Below are 17,874 nucleotides of genomic sequence, written 5' to 3'. Positions count from 1 at the left end.
GCTTCACTATGGCCAGCCGTACTCTGACTGACGCCTATACCGGGCACGATACGTTTATCCCCTATCTGCTCAATCGCAGCACCTCGGCCTTAAATGCTGACTTTCAAACCTTGCTGCGCAGCCATGAACTGACCCTGCTGCACTGGCGTGTGCTGGCTTTTCTGAACGAAACCGATGGCCTGGGCGTCAGTACCCTGGCGCAATATACCGACGTGGATCAAACCACCTTGTCGCGCGCCCTGGTGGTAATGGAAAACGCGGGCCACCTGTCCCGCCAGCCCGACCCGCTGGACCAGCGCCGTGTACTGATCCATCTGCATGAGCAAGGTCGCCAGCACTTTCTGCGTGTTCTGCCCGCGGCTCTGGACATTCATCACCGCGCCATCCAGGGCTTTTCGGCGGAAGAACTGACCCAGTTGCGCCAGTTCCTGAACCGCATTCGCGCCAATATCAATGGAGATGCGCGCTAAATAGCCCGCCCCTGTGCTTTTTTATAAAGCGTCCGCGTGGCCGTTTTCATACCGTTGTCACCCTGAATCCGCCCCCAATCGGGGCGCGTTGCCTTTAAAGACCCACGCACGAAATGGACATTCAAGGGTATGAGCCTTTATTTACGTTAGGAAAGACCATAAAATGATAATGATTAACATTTAGTAGCGCAGCCTCCTGCCTGAGATGTCCTGCCAGGCAAGCTTGGCTTTCTTACGGAAAATAAGATCTCGTGACTCTCTCCCCTACCCGTGCTGGACGTCGCCAGCTTTTGCTGGCTGCCGCAGCCAGCCCTTTGCTGTTTGGCGTTCCCCGCCTGCTTCGCGCCCAAGACGGTCCCCTGAAAATTGCCCTGCTGACATCCTTGTCCGGCCCCTTCGCCTCCTTGGGCGAAAGCATGCGCGCCGGTCTGGAGTTGATGCTGCAACAGTGCAATTACGAGATGGGCGGGCGCAAGGTGCAGTTGCTGGTAGAAGACGACCACGGCAAACCGGACGAAGCCATCCGTAAAGTGCGCAAGCTGATCGAGCGCGACAAGATCGACGTTCTGGGCGGTGTCATCAGCGCCAATATCGCACTGGCCATTCGTGACATCGTGCACGATGCGCAACTGCCTACCTTCATTTCCAATGCCGCTGCCAATGGCCTGGCTCGTGAAGCAGCCAGCCCCTACGTATTCCGCCCCACCAAAACCAGCTGGATGCTGGGCCACACCGGCGCCTTGTGGGCCTTCGAGCACATTGAAAAATCCGGCGGCATCACGCTGGGTTCGGACTACACCGCTGGCCGCGAATACATTGAAGACTTCGCCAATACTTATCAGGAACAAGGCGGCACGCTGGGTGAGCGCATCTGGACGCCCTTGGGCACACCCGACTTCGCACCTATCCTGATGAATCTGGCCGCCAGCAATCCCAAGTTTGTCTACACCTTCCTGGCCGGTGCCGACGCTGTGCGTTTCCACCAGCAAATGCAGGACTACCAACTGCACGGCAAGATTCAGATCGTGGGCCCCGGTGCCCTGTTCGATCAGGAAGACGTGATTACCGCTGTGGGCGAAGCTGCTTTGGGTGGCGTCAGTACCTTCCACCAATCGCCCGGCGCTCCGGCTGCCCAGGACTTTGTGGCTGCTTACCAGGCCAGCCGTGGCCGTTTGCCCGGCGAAGCCAGCACCTCCGGTTACGTGACCGGCCAGGTCATCAAGGCCGGTCTGGATGCGGTCAAGGGTGATCTGTCCAACAAGGCGGCCTTCAAACAGGCCCTGCTGGACAAGCCTATCAACACCGCCTTTGGCCCCATGGCTTTTGACCCGCGCAATAACCAGTCCATTCTGGATATTTACGTCAACCGGGTGGAAAAAGACGCGCAAGGTCGCCCCTTTAACACGGTGGTCCACACTTACCAGCGTATCCAGGACCCCGGCCCGCGTTCTTGAGCTCCACCTTGTCTTATTTTCTGCTTCAAATCCTCAATGCCCTGTCCTTCTCAGCACTGCTGATGTTGGCGGGGCTGGGGCTGTCTTTAGTGCTCAGCCTGATGAACTTCATCAACCTGACACACGGCTCTTTTTTCCTGCTGGGCGGCTATATCAGCGTCCAGTGGCTGGCATCCGGCGCGCCCTGGTGGCTGGCCTTTCCCGCCGCTTTCGCACTGTGCGGGCTGATGGGCCTGTTGCTGGACCGCTTCCCCTTTCGCCAGTTCTACCAGCGCACCCACTTGATGCAGGTGCTGCTGACCTACGGCCTGTCCGTCATTCTGGCGGATTTGATGCGCTGGGGCTTCAGCGCCGACACGCTCTCGCCCATGCTGCCGCAAGTGCTGCGTGGCGGCGTGTGGATCATGGGCCTGCCCTTCCCCACCTATCGTCTGTTCCTGATCGTCACCGGCCTGACGCTGGCCTTGCTGTTCTGGTTCCTGCTGGATCGCACCCTGTGGGGTGCCGCCATTCGCGCTTGCGTGCAGGACGCCCAGATTGTCGAGACCCTGGGCTTGAACTCGCGTCGCCTGTTTGCCATCGGCATGGCGCTGGCCGCTGGTCTGGCCGGTTTGGGCGGCGCCCTGGGCGCTGGCATGCTGTCGGTTTACCCCGGTCTGGATGAAGAAATCCTCTTGCTGGCCTTGCTGGTGGTGGTCATTGGCGGCTTGAACTCGGTACGCGGCACCTTGCTGTGCGCGCTGATTCTGGGTTTCGTCACCACCTTTGCCCGCGTCTGGGTTCCAGCCTTTGCCAATGCCGCCACCCTGGCCGTCATGCTGGGCCTTCTGCTTTGCTGGCCCAATGGCTTGAGCAAATCCGCTACGCGTCAGGTTTAAATGAACAAGCTCAACACCTGCCTGCTGCGCACTGGACTTTGGCCTGCTCTGGCTTGCCTGGTCTTGCTTAGCAGCTATTTCTGGGGCGACGCCTTCTTGTGGCGCTTTGGCACCGAAGCCCTGCTGATTGCTTGCGCAGTCCTTAGCGTCAATCTCCTGATAGGTTACGGCGGTCTGGTATCCCTGGGCCACGGTGCCGTCTTTGGCTTTGCCGCCTATGCCACCGCTGTCAGCAGCCAGTATTGGGGCGCGTCCCTGCCGCTGATGCTGCTGGTGGGCATTGGGGCGGGCACTCTGTTGTCCATATTGATGGCGCTGATCAGCCTGCGCAGTTCCGAGCTGTTTTTCATGGTGGCTACGCTGGTCGCCGGGCAATTGATCTGGGAAGTTGCATTTCGCTGGCGTGATGTCACGGGCGGTGCCGATGGCCTGCGCGGTTTCCCGCGTCTGAGCCTGGGCGATCTGCCCTTGAGCGCCCCCTACACCCTGATGATTCTGGCCCTGGCGCTGGCGGTCATCTGCTGGTTGCTGCTGCGTTCTTTCAGCCGCGCCCCAATCGGGCTGGCCTTGACCGGTCTGCGCGATCAGCCCTTGCGCATGGCCGCCCTGGGTTATCAGGCATGGCGTATCCGCCTTTACACCTTCATGATTGCGGGTGCGGTAGCGGGTGCTGCTGGCGGCCTGTATCCCTTTGCGAATCAGTACGTCAGCCCGCAGCAAGTGCATTGGAGCTTCTCGGCCACGCTCATCATCATGGGTGTGATCGGTGGCATACGCACCTGGCGTGGCGCATTTATTGGGGCCACCTTCTATCTGTTTGCCCAGACCTACCTGAGCTCCTACACGGATCGTTGGCAGTTACTGGTAGGTTTGATCTTTGTGCTGACAGTTCTGTTCATGCCCAATGGTCTGGCAGAACGACGCAAGAGGTCTGCATGAGCGTTTTATTAAGCACTCGCGAACTGGCCTTGCATGTAGGCGGTCTGGATATCCTGACGGACGTCAGCCTGGAGCTGCGTGCGGGCGAAACCCTAGGGCTGATTGGCCCCAATGGCGCAGGTAAAACCACACTGTTCAACATCATCAGTGGTCTGGCCACTCCTTCCAGCGGTCAGGTATTCCTGGAAGGCAAGGACCTGCGCAGTCTGGGCCCGATTGAACGCGCCAAACAAGGTATGGTGCGCAGCTTTCAGACCAGCCGTATTTTTCCTGAACTGACCCTGCTGCAAAACCTGGCTCTGGCCGTGCGCATCAAAAAAGATTGCGCCTACCACTGGTGGGGCCGCAAGGCCGCCCGCGCCGCCAGCCAAGAAGCAGCCGAAGCATTGCTGGAACATAGCGCCCTGGCCGGCCGGGGCCATGTGCTGGGTCGATCCTTGTCCTATGGAGAGCAGCGCATTCTGGATTTGCTGATCGCCCTGGCGCAGCAACCCCGCGTGCTCTTGCTGGACGAGCCTACCGCTGGTCTGTCCGAGTCCGAATCGCGTGAAGTCATGGCATTGGTCCACGCCATGCGCGGCCAATGTGCCGTGCTGCTGATCAGCCATGACATTGATATTGTTTTCCAGGAATGTGACCGGATTGCCGTGCTGTCATCGGGCACCTTGTTGACCTGCGACACCCCGGACGCCGTGCGCCAGCACGAAGGCGCGCGTCAGGCCTATCTGGGCGAACTGGCTTTGGAGGCGGCATGAGCACAGCGCTGAACATCTCCGGCCTGCATGCACGCTACGACCGTGCCGACATTCTGCAAGAAATTTCGCTGGATATCCCCGCCGGGCAAAGTGTGGCCCTGCTGGGCCGCAACGGCGCCGGAAAAACCAGCCTGCTGCACTGCCTGTTCAATATGGGCCCGCAGTGGAGCGGACAAATCAATGTGCACGGGAAAAACATTGCAGGTTGGCCCACGCACAAAATCGCCCTGCTGGGCATGGCTTTGGTACCACAAGGCCGGGGCCGTTTCCCAACGCTGACCGTGCAGGAAAGCCTGCGTTTGGCCGGGCTGGCACGGCGTCCGCGCTCGGATGATCGTTGGACGCTGAACAGCATCTACGAAGCCATGCCGCGTCTGTACGAACGCCGCCAGTCCTCCTGCTCCGCCTTGAGCGGTGGCGAACGACAATTGCTGGCACTGGCCCGTGCGCTGCTGACGCAGTCCTCCATTATTGTTCTGGACGAACCCAGCGAAGGCCTGGCTCCCATGACGATTCAGGACACCTTGTTGCCGCAGCTGCAAACGCTGAACGAGCAAGGTATTACCGTACTGATCGCCGAACAGAATTTAAGTCTGGCTCTGCAGTTGGCCGAACGCGCTTTGTTATTGGGTAATGGTCAGCTGGTGTATGACGGCCCTGCCGAGCAACTGCGCCAGGACGCCGCCCTTTTGCAACGCCATCTGGGACTTTGACATGCTGTCCGTATACAGTTTGTCGCTTCCCTTGCCCGACGGTATGGAATCCTGGTTACGAAACCAGGTTCCCGACCACACCTTGGCGGTGATTGCCCGTCGCAGACAGCAGTCGGACCAGCATTTAAGCCTGCTGGCCCACGGTGCGCTGCGCCATTTTCTGGCGCCCTTGCTGGGCTGCACGCCACGCGCCGTTCCCATCACCCAACTGGAACATGGCAAGCCCGTGCTGGATCTGGACGATGCCGATCTGCACTTTAGCCTGTCGCACAGCGGCGAGCGTGTGCTGATTGGAATTGCCGACCGAACTATAGGCATAGACATCGAGGCCATGCGCCTGCCCGTCAAAGCAGGGCTGGTCGAACATTGCAGTGTGCCGTCCGAGCGGTCCTGGCTAAAGAGCGATCTGGACTTCTACGCGCTTTGGTGTGGCAAAGAGGCCGCCCTGAAACATGCAGGCACGGGTTTTCATATTCAGCCTCAAGAATTATCCTTGGACGGTCACCCAGATCATGGATGCACCGTACAATCCCCCCATCCCATCTTGCAAGGTTTGGTGGTGCACAGTCACCGGCCGGTGGAAAACTATGCCGCCGCCATCTGCCTGAACACCCCCTTTGCTCCGTGGACAGTCAGCTTTTTGGACAGCGCTCAACTGCCTGACACCAAGCTGACTGAGCACGAGTAAATCTGACAAGCCTGCTTATTTATGTAATAGTTCTCATTACCATGATGAAATCTATTCCTGTTGAACAAATTTGGCCTGACGCTTTTGCCCAGCGATACCGCGATGCTGGACACTGGCAAGGGGAAACTTTTGGCGCTTTGCTGCGCACGCGCGCGCAAAACCACCCGGAACGCGAAGCCATTGTTGGCGGCACCCAGCGCTGGACCTATGGCGCGCTGGACCAGTACGCCAGTCAGATCGCGGCGGGCCTGCTGCAAGCCGGTCTGCGCAAGGGCGACCGCGTCCTGGTGCACCTGCCCAACATCCCTGAGTTTGTCAGTGTGATCTTTGGCCTGTTCCGTGCCGGTCTTTTGCCCGTGTACGTCCTGCCTGCGCACCGCATCACCGAAGTCGAACACTTTGCCAATACTGCTCAAGCGCGCGCCTATATTGGTGTGGACGCTCATGCCGGTTTTGACTACCTGCCTTTGGTACGCGAACTGCGTGAACGCTGCCCGCAGGTCGAGCAGGTTTACATCGTGGGCGACGCACAAGAATTTACGTCCCTGGCCCAGTTGCAAAGCAGCGCTGCCAATGTAGACGTACCCGTATCGGCGGCCCAGCCTTCCGAAGTGGCGTTCCTGCAAATCTCGGGGGGCAGCACCGGCTTGTCCAAGCTGATCCCCCGCACGCACGACGACTACATCTACACCTTGCGCGAGAGCGCCAAGATTGCCGGACTGGACGAGAACAGTGTGTTTCTGGGCGCTTTGCCCATTGCCCACAACTTCCCCATGAGTTCACCCGGTTTTCTGGGTGCTCTGTACGCCGGAGCCAAAGTGGTGCTGAGCCCCGCCCCCAGCCCGGACGTTTGCTTTGAGCTGATCGAGCGCGAAGGCGTAACCGACACCAGTCTGGTTCCCCCCCTGCTGATGCTGTGGATGGATGCAGCTACCAAAACCAGTGCCAAGCTGGATTCATTGAAAGTCATCCAGGTGGGCGGAGCCAAGTTGAACGCCGAAGCGGCCAAGCGCGTACGTCCTACTCTGGGCGTGACCTTGCAGCAGGTATTTGGCATGGCCGAAGGTCTGGTGAACTACACCCGCCTGGACGATCCCGAGGACACCATCATCAACACACAGGGCCGTCCCATCAGCCCGGACGATGAAATCCTGATCGTGGACGACAACGGCAATCCGGTCGCCCCTGGGGAAACCGGCTATCTGCTGACACGGGGTCCTTACACGATCCGTGCCTACCACAACAACCCCGCGGCCAATGCCCGCTCCTTTACCGAGGACGGCTTCTATCGCACAGGCGACGTGGTACGCATGACGCCCGAAGGCTACTTGATGGTTCAGGGTCGTGCCACTGACCACATCAACCGCGCTGGCGAAAAAATCTCCGCCGAGGAAATTGAAGATCATCTGCTGGCTCACCCGCAGGTCTTTGATGCTGCCGTGGTATCGGTGCCCGACGAGTTTCTGGGCGAGCGCAGCTGCGCTTTCATCATCCCCAAAGATGACAAGCCCCGCGCGATTGAACTGAAGAAATGGATACGCAGCCGCGGTTTGGCCGACTTCAAAGTGCCGGATCAAATCGTGTTTGTGGACCGTTTCATGGAAACTGCGGCCCTGAAGATCAGCCGCAAGGAATTGCGCGCCCAACTGCGCGAACAACTCGAAAACACAACGCAAGAATAATCATGAGTACTGCACTTACCCTGGAACGCATGCGCGCAGATATTGCCGCCATGTTGCATGAAGACCCCCAGGACATTCTGGATGATGACAATCTGATCGACCTGGGTCTGGACTCCATGCGCGTCATGACCCTGGCCACCCGCTGGCGCGAAGCTGGCGCTCCTATCGAGTTTTCCGAGATGGCCTCGGTGGTCACCTTGGGCCAGTGGTGGTCCCTGATCGAACGCGCCCAACAAAACGGCCGTTGATTTTCTTACTGCAACACGCTTATGTTTAGCTCCCCTTCCGAACTGCCATTGCGCCCCCTGACCGAAGCACAAGAAGGTCTGTGGTACGCCCAGCGTTTGGACCCGCTCAACCCGATTTTCAATACCGGGCACTGCACGCATATCCATTCGGCGCTGGACACCGCGCTGTTTGCGCAAGCCATCAATCTGACGCTGACCGAAGCCGATGCCTTGACCTTGCGCATGGTGGACACGCCCGACGGCCCGGCCCAGTATCTGCGCCCGCAAGAGCCCATTCAACTGGAAATTGTGGACCTGTCTGCCCACGCAGACGGGGCCGAACAAGCCCAAGCCCAGCTGATGGCAGACCTGCGCACACCGCTGGACCCAACCGTTGCGCCACTGGCACGGCACATCCTGTTTGTACTGGGGCCCAAGCACCATCTTTGGTATCAGCGTATCCATCACCTGGCCGCTGACGGCTATGGCATGGCACTGATCGAGACGCGAGTGGTCAAGCTCTACAAGGCCCTGCTAAGTGGCCGTGAAGATCATGGGCATGCGCTGGAATCGTTCACCCTTTTACAGGATGACGATCAAAACTATCGGAGTAGCGAGCGCCGCAGCAAGGACAGACAGTTCTGGCTGGACACATTAAGCGATGCAGAACCCGCCCAAAGCCTGAGCGAATCCCAGGCTTTGAGCGATCATCATTTCCTGCTGGCACGCAGCGCCGTCAAGCCCGAACTGACAGCCAGCCTGCAAGCATTGGCACAAAGCAGCGACATCAGCTGGCCAGACATCCTGACGGGCCTGACCGCCGCCTATGTGCGCCGTCACACCCGCCAGGACGAATGCACGGTGGGCGTGCCCTGGATGGGCCGTCTGGGCCATATCAGTGCCCGTATCGTCTCCACCGTCATGAACGTGGCACCGCTGCGTTTGCAGATCGACGAATCCCAGCCCTTGAATCAGTACCTGATCCAAGTTTCCAAGGCTCTGCGTCAGGCACGTCGTCATGGCCGCTACCGTAGTGAACAACTGCGCCGTGATCTGGGTTTGCTGGGTGGCATGCGCCGCCTGCACGGCCCCATCATCAACGTGCTGCCGTTCGATGCGCCCTACGAACAAGCGGGCCTGACCGCCAGCCAGACCGTGCTGTGCGCTGGCCCCGTGGAAGACTTGAACTTCACCTTCCGCGCCCAACCCGATGCCAGTGGCTTGCGTCTGGAAGTGGAAGCCAACCCGCGTCTGTACACCGACGCACAGATTCAAACCCATCTGGTCCGTCTGGAGCAGTTCCTGCTGCGCGCTTTGCAGGCTGAAACCCTGTCTGCCGTGCCGACCTTGACGGATGCCGAACACCACCACTGGATTGAGACCGTCAACCAGACTGCTCACCCGGTCCCTGAAACAACGCTATGGGCACTGATCCACGCCCAGTTGCAGGCTCACCCGGAACAAAGTGGCCTGGAATTTGAGGGCAAGAAGCTCAGCTACGCCCAGATCAACGAACAAACCGCCAATCTGGCCGCGCAACTGCGTCTGGCCGGTGTGCAGACCGGCGATATTGTCGCCGTGGCCCTGCCTCGTTCGCTGGAGCTGGTGCTGTCCTTGCTGGCTATTCACCGTGCTGGTGCTGCCTACTTGCCGCTGGATCTGGACCAGCCTGCCGATCGCCTGAACACCATCTTGCAGGCCGCTCAACCGCGACTGCTGGTCGGCCAGCCCGGTTGCACGCTCAATGCCTCTTTGCTGGTCCCGCAGCCTGAACAAACCTGCACTGCGCCAGACTGGGCCACCGCCGGTCCGCACGATCCTTCCTACCTGATCTACACCTCCGGCTCTACCGGCACACCCAAAGGCGTGCTGGTTAACCACGACGCCATCGTCAATCGTCTGGTATGGATGCAAACGCACTACAGCATTGGTGCCGGTGATCGAATTTTGCAGAAAACCCCGGCCACGTTTGACGTGTCGGTGTGGGAGTTCTTCCTGCCCTTCCTGTCAGGTGCAACCTTGGTCGTCGCCCCACCACAAGCGCACCGCGATCCGGCTCATATTGCCCGCCTGATGCGCGAACAAAGCATCACAGTGCTGCACTTTGTGCCCTCCATGCTCAGCGCCTTCCTGGATGAGCCTGCCGCTCGTGGACTGGCTCCGCGCCTGGTGTTTTGCAGTGGTGAAGAACTGTCGGCCGCTACCCGCGACCGCTTCCATTCCCTGCTGAATGCTGAACTGCACAATCTGTACGGCCCAACCGAAGCCGCCGTGGACGTGTCCTACTGGCCTGCGTCGCGGGATGACCAATCCCAGCCTGTGCCCATCGGTTTCCCCGTATGGAACACCGCCCTGTACATTCTGGACGAGCAGTTACAACCTGTACCGCCCGGCGTGGCCGGTCATCTTTACCTGGCTGGCCGACAGTTGGCACAAGGCTACTGGGGCCGCCCGGACCTGACTGAAGAACGCTTTGTGCCCGACCCTTACGCCCTGCATGGCGACCGCATGTACGCCACCGGCGATGTGGCCCGCTGGCGTGAAGATGGCGCGGTTATTTTCCTGGGCCGCTCCGATCACCAGATCAAACTGCGCGGTCAACGTATCGAGCTGGGTGAAATTGAAGCCTTGCTGGCGCGTCATCCCGATGTGGCCCACGTAACCGTGATTGCCCGTGAAGACATACCCGGTCAAATGGCGATTGTGGCTTACTGGGTACCGCAAGCAGGCAGCCAGTGCACGGACAACACGCTGGCCGCTTATGTAGGCGAGCACTTGCCGTCCTACATGGTGCCCAGCGCCTGGATCAGCCTGGATGCCCTGCCGGTGACAGCCAACGGCAAGCTGGACCGCAAGGCGCTGCCCGTTCCTGCCTTGCAGGCCCGCTCGGCAGGCTTGCCGCTGGACGGTGCCACTCAGCACCAAATTGCCGCTGCTTTCGCCACCGTACTGGAAAGCAGCGAAACGCTTTACGCCGACGACGACTTCTTCGCCTTGGGCGGACACTCGCTGCTGGCTGCCAAACTGGCCTTGATACTGCGTGAAGCACGCGGTCAGGCCGTATCAATTGGCACTATTTTTGAATACCCCACTATTGCCCGTCTGGCCAAACATCTGGATCAGTCTGGCAGCGCGGCAGCCGATGGTTTTGGTGCCGTCATCACCTTGCGTCCGGGGCCGAACGATCAGCCCGCGCTGTTTGTGGTTCACCCGGCCGGTGGTTTGTCCTGGTGCTATGCGGCACTGGCACGTCACCTGCCTGCCGGCCGCGCTGTTTATGGCTTGCAAGCCAGTGTGCTGTCTGACGCCTCGCTAGGTCTGGATGGCAGCCTGGATGCCATGGCCAAGGTGTATGTGGATCGTATCGAGCAAGTTCAAGCACAAGGCCCCTACCATCTGGCAGGTTGGTCCGTGGGCGGCATTATTGCTCAGGCCATGGCCGTGGAGCTGCGTCGTCGCGGTCAACTGGTAGGCATGTTGTCCTTGCTGGACGCCTATCCCAGCGACGCGTGGCGTAACGAACCGGCCCCCGAGCCCAATGCCATCTACAAGGCGCTGCTGCATATTGCGGGCCACGACCCAGACAGCTTGCCCGACGTTTCCCTGACCCGTCAGGGTGTGGTGGACTTCCTCAAGCGCAGCGGTCACCCGCTGGCCGAGTTGCCCGACACGCGTCTGGACAGCGTATTTCAGGTAGTGGAAAACAATAACCGCCTGGTGCGCCTGTACGAGCATCACGTCTATGACGGCCCCATGCTTTATTTCCGCGCAGCGCTGGATCACGCCGGCACACAATTGCATCCCGATTTGTGGAAGCCCTACACAGGGCAGTTGGATGTGCACGACATTGCCTCCTTGCACGCGCATTTGACCGGTACTGAAGCCGTGGCCATCATGGCCCCGCTGATGGACTCGGCCATGGCTTTTGCCGAACAGGCACAAGCCCAACCTGAACTCGATGTATAAGCCATGTCTGTAAGACGTTTCTTTCTGGATATCTCGCCACTAATCGAAAGTCGAGCATTCCGCTTTGCCTACTTCGCTCGGGCCGCCACGGTGCTGGTCACCGGCATGTTGATGGTGGCTGCCAGCGTGCAGCTTTATGAGCTGACCAAATCCAGTGTGGCCGTTGCCTTTCTGAACGTGTCCATGGCCACCCCCATGGTGCTGGCACTGATCGCCGGCGGTGTCTTGTCGGACCGCATGGACAGGCGCAGCCTGATGGTGTGGTCACGCAGTGTCTACATCATCAGCGTGGTGCTGTTCCTGCTCAATACGCTCTTGCCCAACCCGCAGGTCTGGTTGATCTATGTGGCTGCTGCCATTGGTGGTGCGGCAGGCGGGATCAGCGTCCCGGCCATGATGTCCGCTACCCCGGCACTGGTCGGTCGAGACAAGCTGGCCGCTGCGGCCGCCCTGTCCGGTCTGGCCATGCAGTTGGGCGGTATTATCGGCCCCGCACTGGCTGGCGTGTTGATCTCCGGTCCCGGCCTGATTTTCTGCTACGTGATTGTCCTGTGCGGTGTCATCGTCACCCCTTTGCTCTTGCGTGCTCTGCCGCCATTGCCTCCGCAAGCGGGCAAGCAGCCTCAGAAAAACGCCTTCCAATCCCTGCGTGATGGCCTTGGTTTTGTGGCCAGCCACCCCTTGCTGCGCGCCCTGTTGCTGATTGATCTGGCTGCCCTGATTCTGGCCACGCCTTTGGCCCTGATGCCCGAGTGGGGCGACACCATTCTGAAAATGGGCGCCACCGCCACCGGCTATCTGTATGCCGCTCCGGCTGTGGGTGCCACGCTGGCCGCCCTGTCCAGTGGCTGGTGCCGTCAGGTATCCCGCCCAGGTGCTGCCATTGTGATTGCCGTGCTGATCTGGGGCCTGGCGGTTGCGGCCCTGTCCCTGCAAACCACGCTGTGGTGGGCGCTGATCTGCCTGGCCATCATGGGTGCTGCCGACACCATCTCCAAAATCATGCGTATGGCGCTGGTTCAGCACCACACCCCCGATTACCTGTTGGGCCGTGTCTCCAGCCTGTGGATGACGCAATATTCCCTGGGCCAGGCCCTGGGCAATATGCAAATGGGTTATCTGTCCCGTCTGCTGGGCCCGGCAGTCGCCGTGGCCGTGGGTGGTTTGGCCTGTGCCGCTGTCGCTTGCGGTTTCGGCGTGTTCAACCAAGGCCTGCGTTCGGCCAGCAAACAGGATGGCCCGCCCAATGCCTGACATCTCGCTTTTGTTCTACCCACGCCTGCTGCACGCCTGTAGAAAGATCTCCTACATGGACCGTCTTGTCGACCGAACCTTTATTTAGGATTAAAAGATGCTAATCAATGTCAATTGCATTCGCCGTACCCCTGCCGCACTGCTGCGCAAGGCCGGCCTGAGCGCAGCCGTCCTGTCCCTGTCCCTGGCCAATGCCTTTGCAGCCCCCGCTTTTGACCAGCCTGATGCTGACTTTCGCGGTTCCCTGAATGCTGCTGGCGTGGTCTATGCAGGCTCCGAAGCCCAACTGGCAGGCCGTGGTTTCACCCCCGGCCAGGAAGTGATCCTGCTGCAAAACGGTCACACTCTGACCCCTCAAGCCCTGGTTGCCGACAAAGAAGGCAATCTGAGCACCAAGATCGCCATCCCCGCTGACGCCGCTGTGGGCGTGCACCCTGTGGTCATGCAAGTCAGCAAGCCCTCGACGGCCGACATCTTCAATCTGAAGGTGTCCCCAAAAGTTGAGCTGAGCGGTCAGGACAAATTCGAACTGCAATCCCAGCACCTGGTGCCCGGCTTGTACCAAAGCGCCTACAGCCCCAAGAACAAAGTGCTGTTCGTGACTTCCGCCGTGGGCCGCCCACCCGTCAAGCAGTCGCAATTGGTGAAAGTGAACCCCAAGACCCTGGCGGTTGAAGCCAGCGTGACACCTGCCGCCCAAAAAGGCCGTGACGATGGTCAGGTTCAAGCCGTTTACGGTGTGGACGTGGACGACAAGCAAGGCAATGTCTGGGTCACCAACACCCGCAGCAGCTCCATTGCTGTCTACAGCCAGAAAGACCTGAAACTGGTCAAACAGTTTGAAGACGGCGTCGTCAGCCACCCACGCGACGTGGTTGTAGACGAGAAAACAGACCGTGCCTACGTGTCCTCGCCCGGCGCCAACACCATCGCTGTATTCGACACCAAGAAGCTGACTCAGCTGGACCCGATCGAGCTGCAATCGAAGACCCGCAACAAGCCCGGCAGCATGAGCCTGATTCTGGACGCTGAAAAAGACCGTCTGTACACCGTCAGCGCCAGCACCAACGAGCTGATCATTGTTGACCTGAAAAACGACAATGCCCAAACCGTGTTCCCCGTACCTGGCGCACGTGGTCTGGCTGGCGTGTCGGTAGACAGCAAGAATGATCAGGTCTACATCACCGCCCAGGGCAGCGACAACCTGCTGATCATCAATGCCAAAGACGGTGCCGTTCAGCACGACATCAAGATCGGTGCCGGTGCCCTGAACGTGGTGTTCGATCCCAAGACATCCCTGGCTTACGTGGCCTCCCGCGGTGCGGGCACCGTGACGGCCGTGAATGGTAAGGGTGAAATCGTTGCCAACCTGGACGGTGGCAGCTTCCCCAACCACGTCTCCCTGGATGGCGAAGGCAATGCCTATCTGGTCAACAAATCCAAAGGTAAGGATGACCAGACGGCTGACCGCATCACACGCCTGCATCTGAAGTAAACCGCCCGATGCGCCCCTTCCATGAAAAGGGGCGCCAAGGCAAAACCCTTGCCCCAAAAAGGACTCCTATGAATAGCCGTATAGCCGACCAAGTCCGCCATGCCACCATTGAAGAATGGTTAGGTCATTACCAGGCCGACAGCAGCGTATTTGCCTCTCCCACCGTCAGTTTGATGGCACACGGCACGGCACTGGAGCGGCATACCAACAATGCCCAAGGGCAACTGCTCTCTGATGCCCAAACCTTGCTGGCGCAAGCCGCTCAGCAAGGTCTGGATGCCCCCCTGTTGATGGGAGTGATCCCCTTTAACCCGACTCGCCAGGCTTACCTGCGCGTTCCCAAAGAATATCAGCGCGATCCCGTCCTGCTGCGCCCGGTACAACGCCCGCCGTTGGCCAAATCCAGCAACAGCATTGCCAGCCAAAGCCTGCTGCCTGATGGCGAAGGCTACGAAGACAGCGTCAGCCGCATCCTGGCCACGATGCGCGAACAGAACATTTCCAAAACCGTGATGGCCCGCACTGTCACCATCACTTTGAACGAAGCCCTGGACCGTCGGACTGTGTTGAGCAATATGCTCCACAGCAATCCTGCCGGCTACACCTACGCCCTGCCCTTGCCGGGCGGCAAGGCTCAAGACCCGGATCTGTTTTTTGGGGCCAGCCCCGAGTTGCTGGTGCGTCGCCAGGGCGATCTGGTTACCGTCAACCCGCTGGCAGGCACCGCCCCTCGCTTTGCCGACCCACAGCGCGACCAGGCCAGCGCCGACAGCTTGATGGATTCCAGCAAAGACCTGCGCGAGCACGCCTACGTGATCCAGGACGTGGTGCGCATCCTGTCCCAGTTCTGCGACTCCCTGGACATGCCTGATGGCCCCAGCCTGACCAGCACCGCCAACCTGTGGCACCTGTCCACCCGTATCAGCGGCCGTTTGCGTGACCCGTCCGTCACCTCTTTGGAGCTGGCACTGGCCATGCACCCCACGCCGGCCGTTTGCGGCCTGCCCACCCAGCCCGCCATGCAGGCCATCGAAGCCACTGAAGTCTTTGATCGCGGCTACTTTGCAGGCGCCATAGGCTGGAACGACCACGAAGGCAACGGCGAATGGGCAGTCGCCATTCGTTGCGGCCATTACACCCAGCAAGAGCTGACCTTATCGGCTGGCGCCGGCATTGTGGACGGCTCCGTCCCTGCCCTGGAACGCCAGGAAACCGGCAATAAACTCATGACCCTGATTAACTCATTGGGTCTGGCCCAGAACATAACCCTCTAAAGGAGACACGATTCATGACCATTCACGCCTTGCCCAGCTACGAACTGCCTCAAACCCCCGTAGCCAACCGCGTCAATTGGCGCCCACAGCCCAATCGTGCCGCCCTGCTCATTCACGATATGCAGACCTACTTTCTGCAGAAATACGATATGAGCCAGGCTCCTATCCCCATGTTGATCGAACGCATTGCCGCCCTGCGCGAGGTTTGCCACAAGCTGGGAATACCCGTGTTCTACACCGCCCAGCCTACCGAGCAACCCGAGAAAGACCGCGCCTTGCTAAACGACTTCTGGGGCCCCGGCCTGACCGCCAGCGAATTTCATGAGCAACAAGCCGTGGTTCCCGAGCTGACACCGGCCGAAAACGACATCATGCTGACCAAGTGGCGCTACAGCGCCTTCCAGCGCTCCGACCTGCGTGAGCAACTGCGCAATCTGGGCCGCGATCAGCTGATCATCACCGGCGTTTACGCCCACATCGGCTGCATGACCACCGCCCTGGAAGCCTTCATGCAAGACGTGCAGCCCTTCCTGGCTATCGACGGCGTTGCCGACTTCTCGCTGGAAGAACACCACATGGCGATCCGCCACGTCTCGCAACGCTGCGGCGTCAGCCTGACCTGCGCCGAAATCCAGGACAGCCTGCAAAGCTAAACAGGAAGCACACATGAGCCCACAAGAATTTGCAGGTGAATGCATAGCCGTCACGGGCGCGGCCCGTGGCATTGGCGCTGCCGTCACCCAACTACTGCTGGAACGAGGCGCCAGCGTCATCGCCCTGGACCTGGACGTAGAAGGACTGACCCAACTGAGTCAATCCGAATACAGTGATCGGGTTTCCTGCCACCTGGTCGACATCAGCCAAGCCGATGCCGTCGATGCAGCGCTGGCCCAAGGGCAGGAAAAACTGGGGCCCATTCATCGTTTAGCCTGTGTCGCGGGCGTCCTGCAAATGGGCCGCATCACCGAGCTGAGCAACGAACAATGGGATCGCACCTTTGCCATCAACACCACCGGCGTCTTCAACGTCTGCCGCAACGTGGCCAAAGGCATGATCGAGCGCAAGCAAGGCGCGATCGTCAACGTCAGCTCCAACTCCGCCGCCACACCACGCATCGCTATGGGAGCCTACGCCGCCTCCAAAGCCGCCGTCACCCAACTGAGCCGCTGCCTGGGCCTGGAACTGGCCCCACACGGCATCCGGGTGAACATCATCTCCCCCGGCTCCACCGACACCCCCATGCAACAAGCCATGTGGGCACAAGGCAGCTCGCGCGAAACCGTCATCGCGGGTTCCGGCGAAAACTACCGTCTGGGCATCCCCCTGCAAAAAATCGCCACCCCCGAAGAAATCGCCGAAGCCGTCCTGTTCCTGCTCTCGGACCGCGCCAGCCACATCACCCTGTCCGACTTGCGCGTGGACGGCGGTGCCACACTGGACCAAGGCTAAACAGCCAGACGCAAAAAAGGGCGGAATCTCCGCCCTTTTTATTGCCCATCGGAACGAGGCCGGACAAAAGCATACGAACATCCCTACTAGTGACAGTGCCGATAAGGACTGACCACCTATTGCCAAGTCAAGGAAGAATACGAACGAACCGAAACATCGTAAATGCGGCTCAATGAAGACAGACTCAGTCAGGTCAAATCGGATCGAATCAGGTCAGGTCAGGTCAGGTCAGGTCAGGTCAGGTCAGCATCAGATTAGACCTGCTCAGTGCAGGTAGCCTCCTATCAGCTACCTCTTAATTCCGTCGAGTCTGTGAACTAGATCGAGCAGCTCCAGCGTGCCAACCGCCCCCGCCAACAACCGTTGAAAGCAGGCCCACTCAAGAGCACTGCCACCATGCTGTTCGGGTCGGGGCAGGCTCAGGCGGGGCGGATCAGAGTGCTTGCCGCGGGCCTGAGATTGCGTAGGGATGCAAGGGGCCTGCTGTTTGAGCCAGGCGCTTGTACTTGGTCCGGGGGACCAAGTACCTGGCGAGTTCAGGCCCCGCCCGTAGCAATCTCAGGACAAGGGAACTGGTGCGCAGCACCAGCAAGCGCTCAGCCCCGCCGGAGCCTGCCCCGACCCGAACAG

15 protein-coding genes are annotated in these 17,874 nt (G+C 59.9%); all 15 read left to right on the top strand.

Translation table 11 applies throughout. The features are described from left to right. Positions 1-8 precede the first annotated feature (8 nt). The 15 genes from ACU6HM_RS07030 (at position 9) to ACU6HM_RS06960 (ending at position 17,244) form a co-directional block, all read left to right on the top strand. Positions 9-470 (top strand): MarR family winged helix-turn-helix transcriptional regulator, encoded by a 462-nt coding sequence (locus ACU6HM_RS07030; protein ID WP_009462841.1) that lies wholly within the window; start codon positions 9-11, stop codon positions 468-470. Positions 471-721: 251 nt separating this feature from the next. Further along, positions 722-1,924 (top strand): ABC transporter substrate-binding protein, encoded by a 1,203-nt coding sequence (locus tag ACU6HM_RS07025; protein WP_230940611.1) that lies wholly within the window; start codon positions 722-724, stop codon positions 1,922-1,924. Between the two features lie 8 nt (positions 1,925-1,932). Continuing rightward, positions 1,933-2,802, top strand: a complete 870-nt coding sequence (locus ACU6HM_RS07020; protein WP_035268872.1) for a branched-chain amino acid ABC transporter permease — start codon at positions 1,933-1,935, stop codon at positions 2,800-2,802. Beyond that, the gene (locus tag ACU6HM_RS07015) at positions 2,803-3,741 is read left to right on the top strand and encodes a branched-chain amino acid ABC transporter permease (protein ID WP_009462849.1); all 939 of its coding nucleotides are present in this window, start codon (positions 2,803-2,805) and stop codon (positions 3,739-3,741) included. It begins immediately after the preceding gene. Then, positions 3,738-4,496 carry an ABC transporter ATP-binding protein gene (locus tag ACU6HM_RS07010; RefSeq protein WP_302357342.1) on the top strand — a complete coding sequence of 253 codons (759 nt, stop codon included), beginning with the start codon at positions 3,738-3,740 and terminating at the stop codon, positions 4,494-4,496. Before ACU6HM_RS07015 ends, ACU6HM_RS07010 begins: the two co-directional genes overlap by 4 nt. After that, positions 4,493-5,209: an ABC transporter ATP-binding protein gene (locus tag ACU6HM_RS07005; RefSeq protein ID WP_009462853.1), complete on the top strand. Its 717-nt coding sequence runs from the start codon at positions 4,493-4,495 to the stop codon at positions 5,207-5,209. Before ACU6HM_RS07010 ends, ACU6HM_RS07005 begins: the two co-directional genes overlap by 4 nt. 1 nt (position 5,210) lies before the next feature. Next, complete coding sequence (locus ACU6HM_RS07000; RefSeq protein ID WP_250756602.1) at positions 5,211-5,897, top strand: 4'-phosphopantetheinyl transferase family protein; 687 nt, start codon at positions 5,211-5,213, stop codon at positions 5,895-5,897. A 41-nt stretch (positions 5,898-5,938) separates the two neighbouring features. Continuing rightward, the gene (locus ACU6HM_RS06995) at positions 5,939-7,579 is read left to right on the top strand and encodes a (2,3-dihydroxybenzoyl)adenylate synthase (protein WP_446763578.1); all 1,641 of its coding nucleotides are present in this window, start codon (positions 5,939-5,941) and stop codon (positions 7,577-7,579) included. A gap of 2 nt (positions 7,580-7,581) precedes the next feature. Beyond that, complete coding sequence (locus tag ACU6HM_RS06990; protein ID WP_003804459.1) at positions 7,582-7,827, top strand: phosphopantetheine-binding protein; 246 nt, start codon at positions 7,582-7,584, stop codon at positions 7,825-7,827. Between the two features lie 21 nt (positions 7,828-7,848). Then, positions 7,849-11,772 (top strand): amino acid adenylation domain-containing protein, encoded by a 3,924-nt coding sequence (locus ACU6HM_RS06985; protein WP_446763577.1) that lies wholly within the window; start codon positions 7,849-7,851, stop codon positions 11,770-11,772. Positions 11,773-11,775: 3 nt separating this feature from the next. Continuing rightward, positions 11,776-13,026 carry an enterobactin transporter EntS gene (gene entS, locus ACU6HM_RS06980; protein ID WP_125303948.1) on the top strand — a complete coding sequence of 417 codons (1,251 nt, stop codon included), beginning with the start codon at positions 11,776-11,778 and terminating at the stop codon, positions 13,024-13,026. Between the two features lie 97 nt (positions 13,027-13,123). Further along, the gene (locus ACU6HM_RS06975; protein WP_446763576.1) at positions 13,124-14,521 is read left to right on the top strand and encodes a YncE family protein; all 1,398 of its coding nucleotides are present in this window, start codon (positions 13,124-13,126) and stop codon (positions 14,519-14,521) included. A gap of 68 nt (positions 14,522-14,589) precedes the next feature. Next, the gene (locus ACU6HM_RS06970) at positions 14,590-15,795 is read left to right on the top strand and encodes an isochorismate synthase (protein ID WP_446763575.1); all 1,206 of its coding nucleotides are present in this window, start codon (positions 14,590-14,592) and stop codon (positions 15,793-15,795) included. A 14-nt stretch (positions 15,796-15,809) separates the two neighbouring features. Further along, complete coding sequence (locus tag ACU6HM_RS06965) at positions 15,810-16,448, top strand: isochorismatase family protein (protein WP_009458555.1); 639 nt, start codon at positions 15,810-15,812, stop codon at positions 16,446-16,448. A gap of 13 nt (positions 16,449-16,461) precedes the next feature. Next, the gene (locus ACU6HM_RS06960; RefSeq protein WP_250756598.1) at positions 16,462-17,244 is read left to right on the top strand and encodes a 2,3-dihydro-2,3-dihydroxybenzoate dehydrogenase; all 783 of its coding nucleotides are present in this window, start codon (positions 16,462-16,464) and stop codon (positions 17,242-17,244) included. The last annotated feature ends 630 nt before the right edge of the window (positions 17,245-17,874 follow it).

Source organism: Alcaligenes sp. RM2, from assembly GCF_052931795.1.
Note: the sequence above shows the minus strand (reverse complement) of the source record. Positions and strands in the feature narration are given on the sequence as shown.

Coding starts and splice junctions, on each gene's coding strand:
- ACU6HM_RS07030 (WP_009462841.1), top strand. CDS start 9: ATGGCCAGCCGTACTCTGACTGACGCCTATACCGGGCACGATACGTTT.
- ACU6HM_RS07015 (WP_009462849.1), top strand. CDS start 2,803: ATGAACAAGCTCAACACCTGCCTGCTGCGCACTGGACTTTGGCCTGCT.
- ACU6HM_RS07010 (WP_302357342.1), top strand. CDS start 3,738: ATGAGCGTTTTATTAAGCACTCGCGAACTGGCCTTGCATGTAGGCGGT.
- ACU6HM_RS07005 (WP_009462853.1), top strand. CDS start 4,493: ATGAGCACAGCGCTGAACATCTCCGGCCTGCATGCACGCTACGACCGT.
- ACU6HM_RS07000 (WP_250756602.1), top strand. CDS start 5,211: ATGCTGTCCGTATACAGTTTGTCGCTTCCCTTGCCCGACGGTATGGAA.
- ACU6HM_RS06995 (WP_446763578.1), top strand. CDS start 5,939: ATGATGAAATCTATTCCTGTTGAACAAATTTGGCCTGACGCTTTTGCC.
- ACU6HM_RS06990 (WP_003804459.1), top strand. CDS start 7,582: ATGAGTACTGCACTTACCCTGGAACGCATGCGCGCAGATATTGCCGCC.
- ACU6HM_RS06985 (WP_446763577.1), top strand. CDS start 7,849: ATGTTTAGCTCCCCTTCCGAACTGCCATTGCGCCCCCTGACCGAAGCA.
- entS (WP_125303948.1), top strand. CDS start 11,776: ATGTCTGTAAGACGTTTCTTTCTGGATATCTCGCCACTAATCGAAAGT.
- ACU6HM_RS06975 (WP_446763576.1), top strand. CDS start 13,124: ATGCTAATCAATGTCAATTGCATTCGCCGTACCCCTGCCGCACTGCTG.
- ACU6HM_RS06970 (WP_446763575.1), top strand. CDS start 14,590: ATGAATAGCCGTATAGCCGACCAAGTCCGCCATGCCACCATTGAAGAA.
- ACU6HM_RS06965 (WP_009458555.1), top strand. CDS start 15,810: ATGACCATTCACGCCTTGCCCAGCTACGAACTGCCTCAAACCCCCGTA.
- ACU6HM_RS06960 (WP_250756598.1), top strand. CDS start 16,462: ATGAGCCCACAAGAATTTGCAGGTGAATGCATAGCCGTCACGGGCGCG.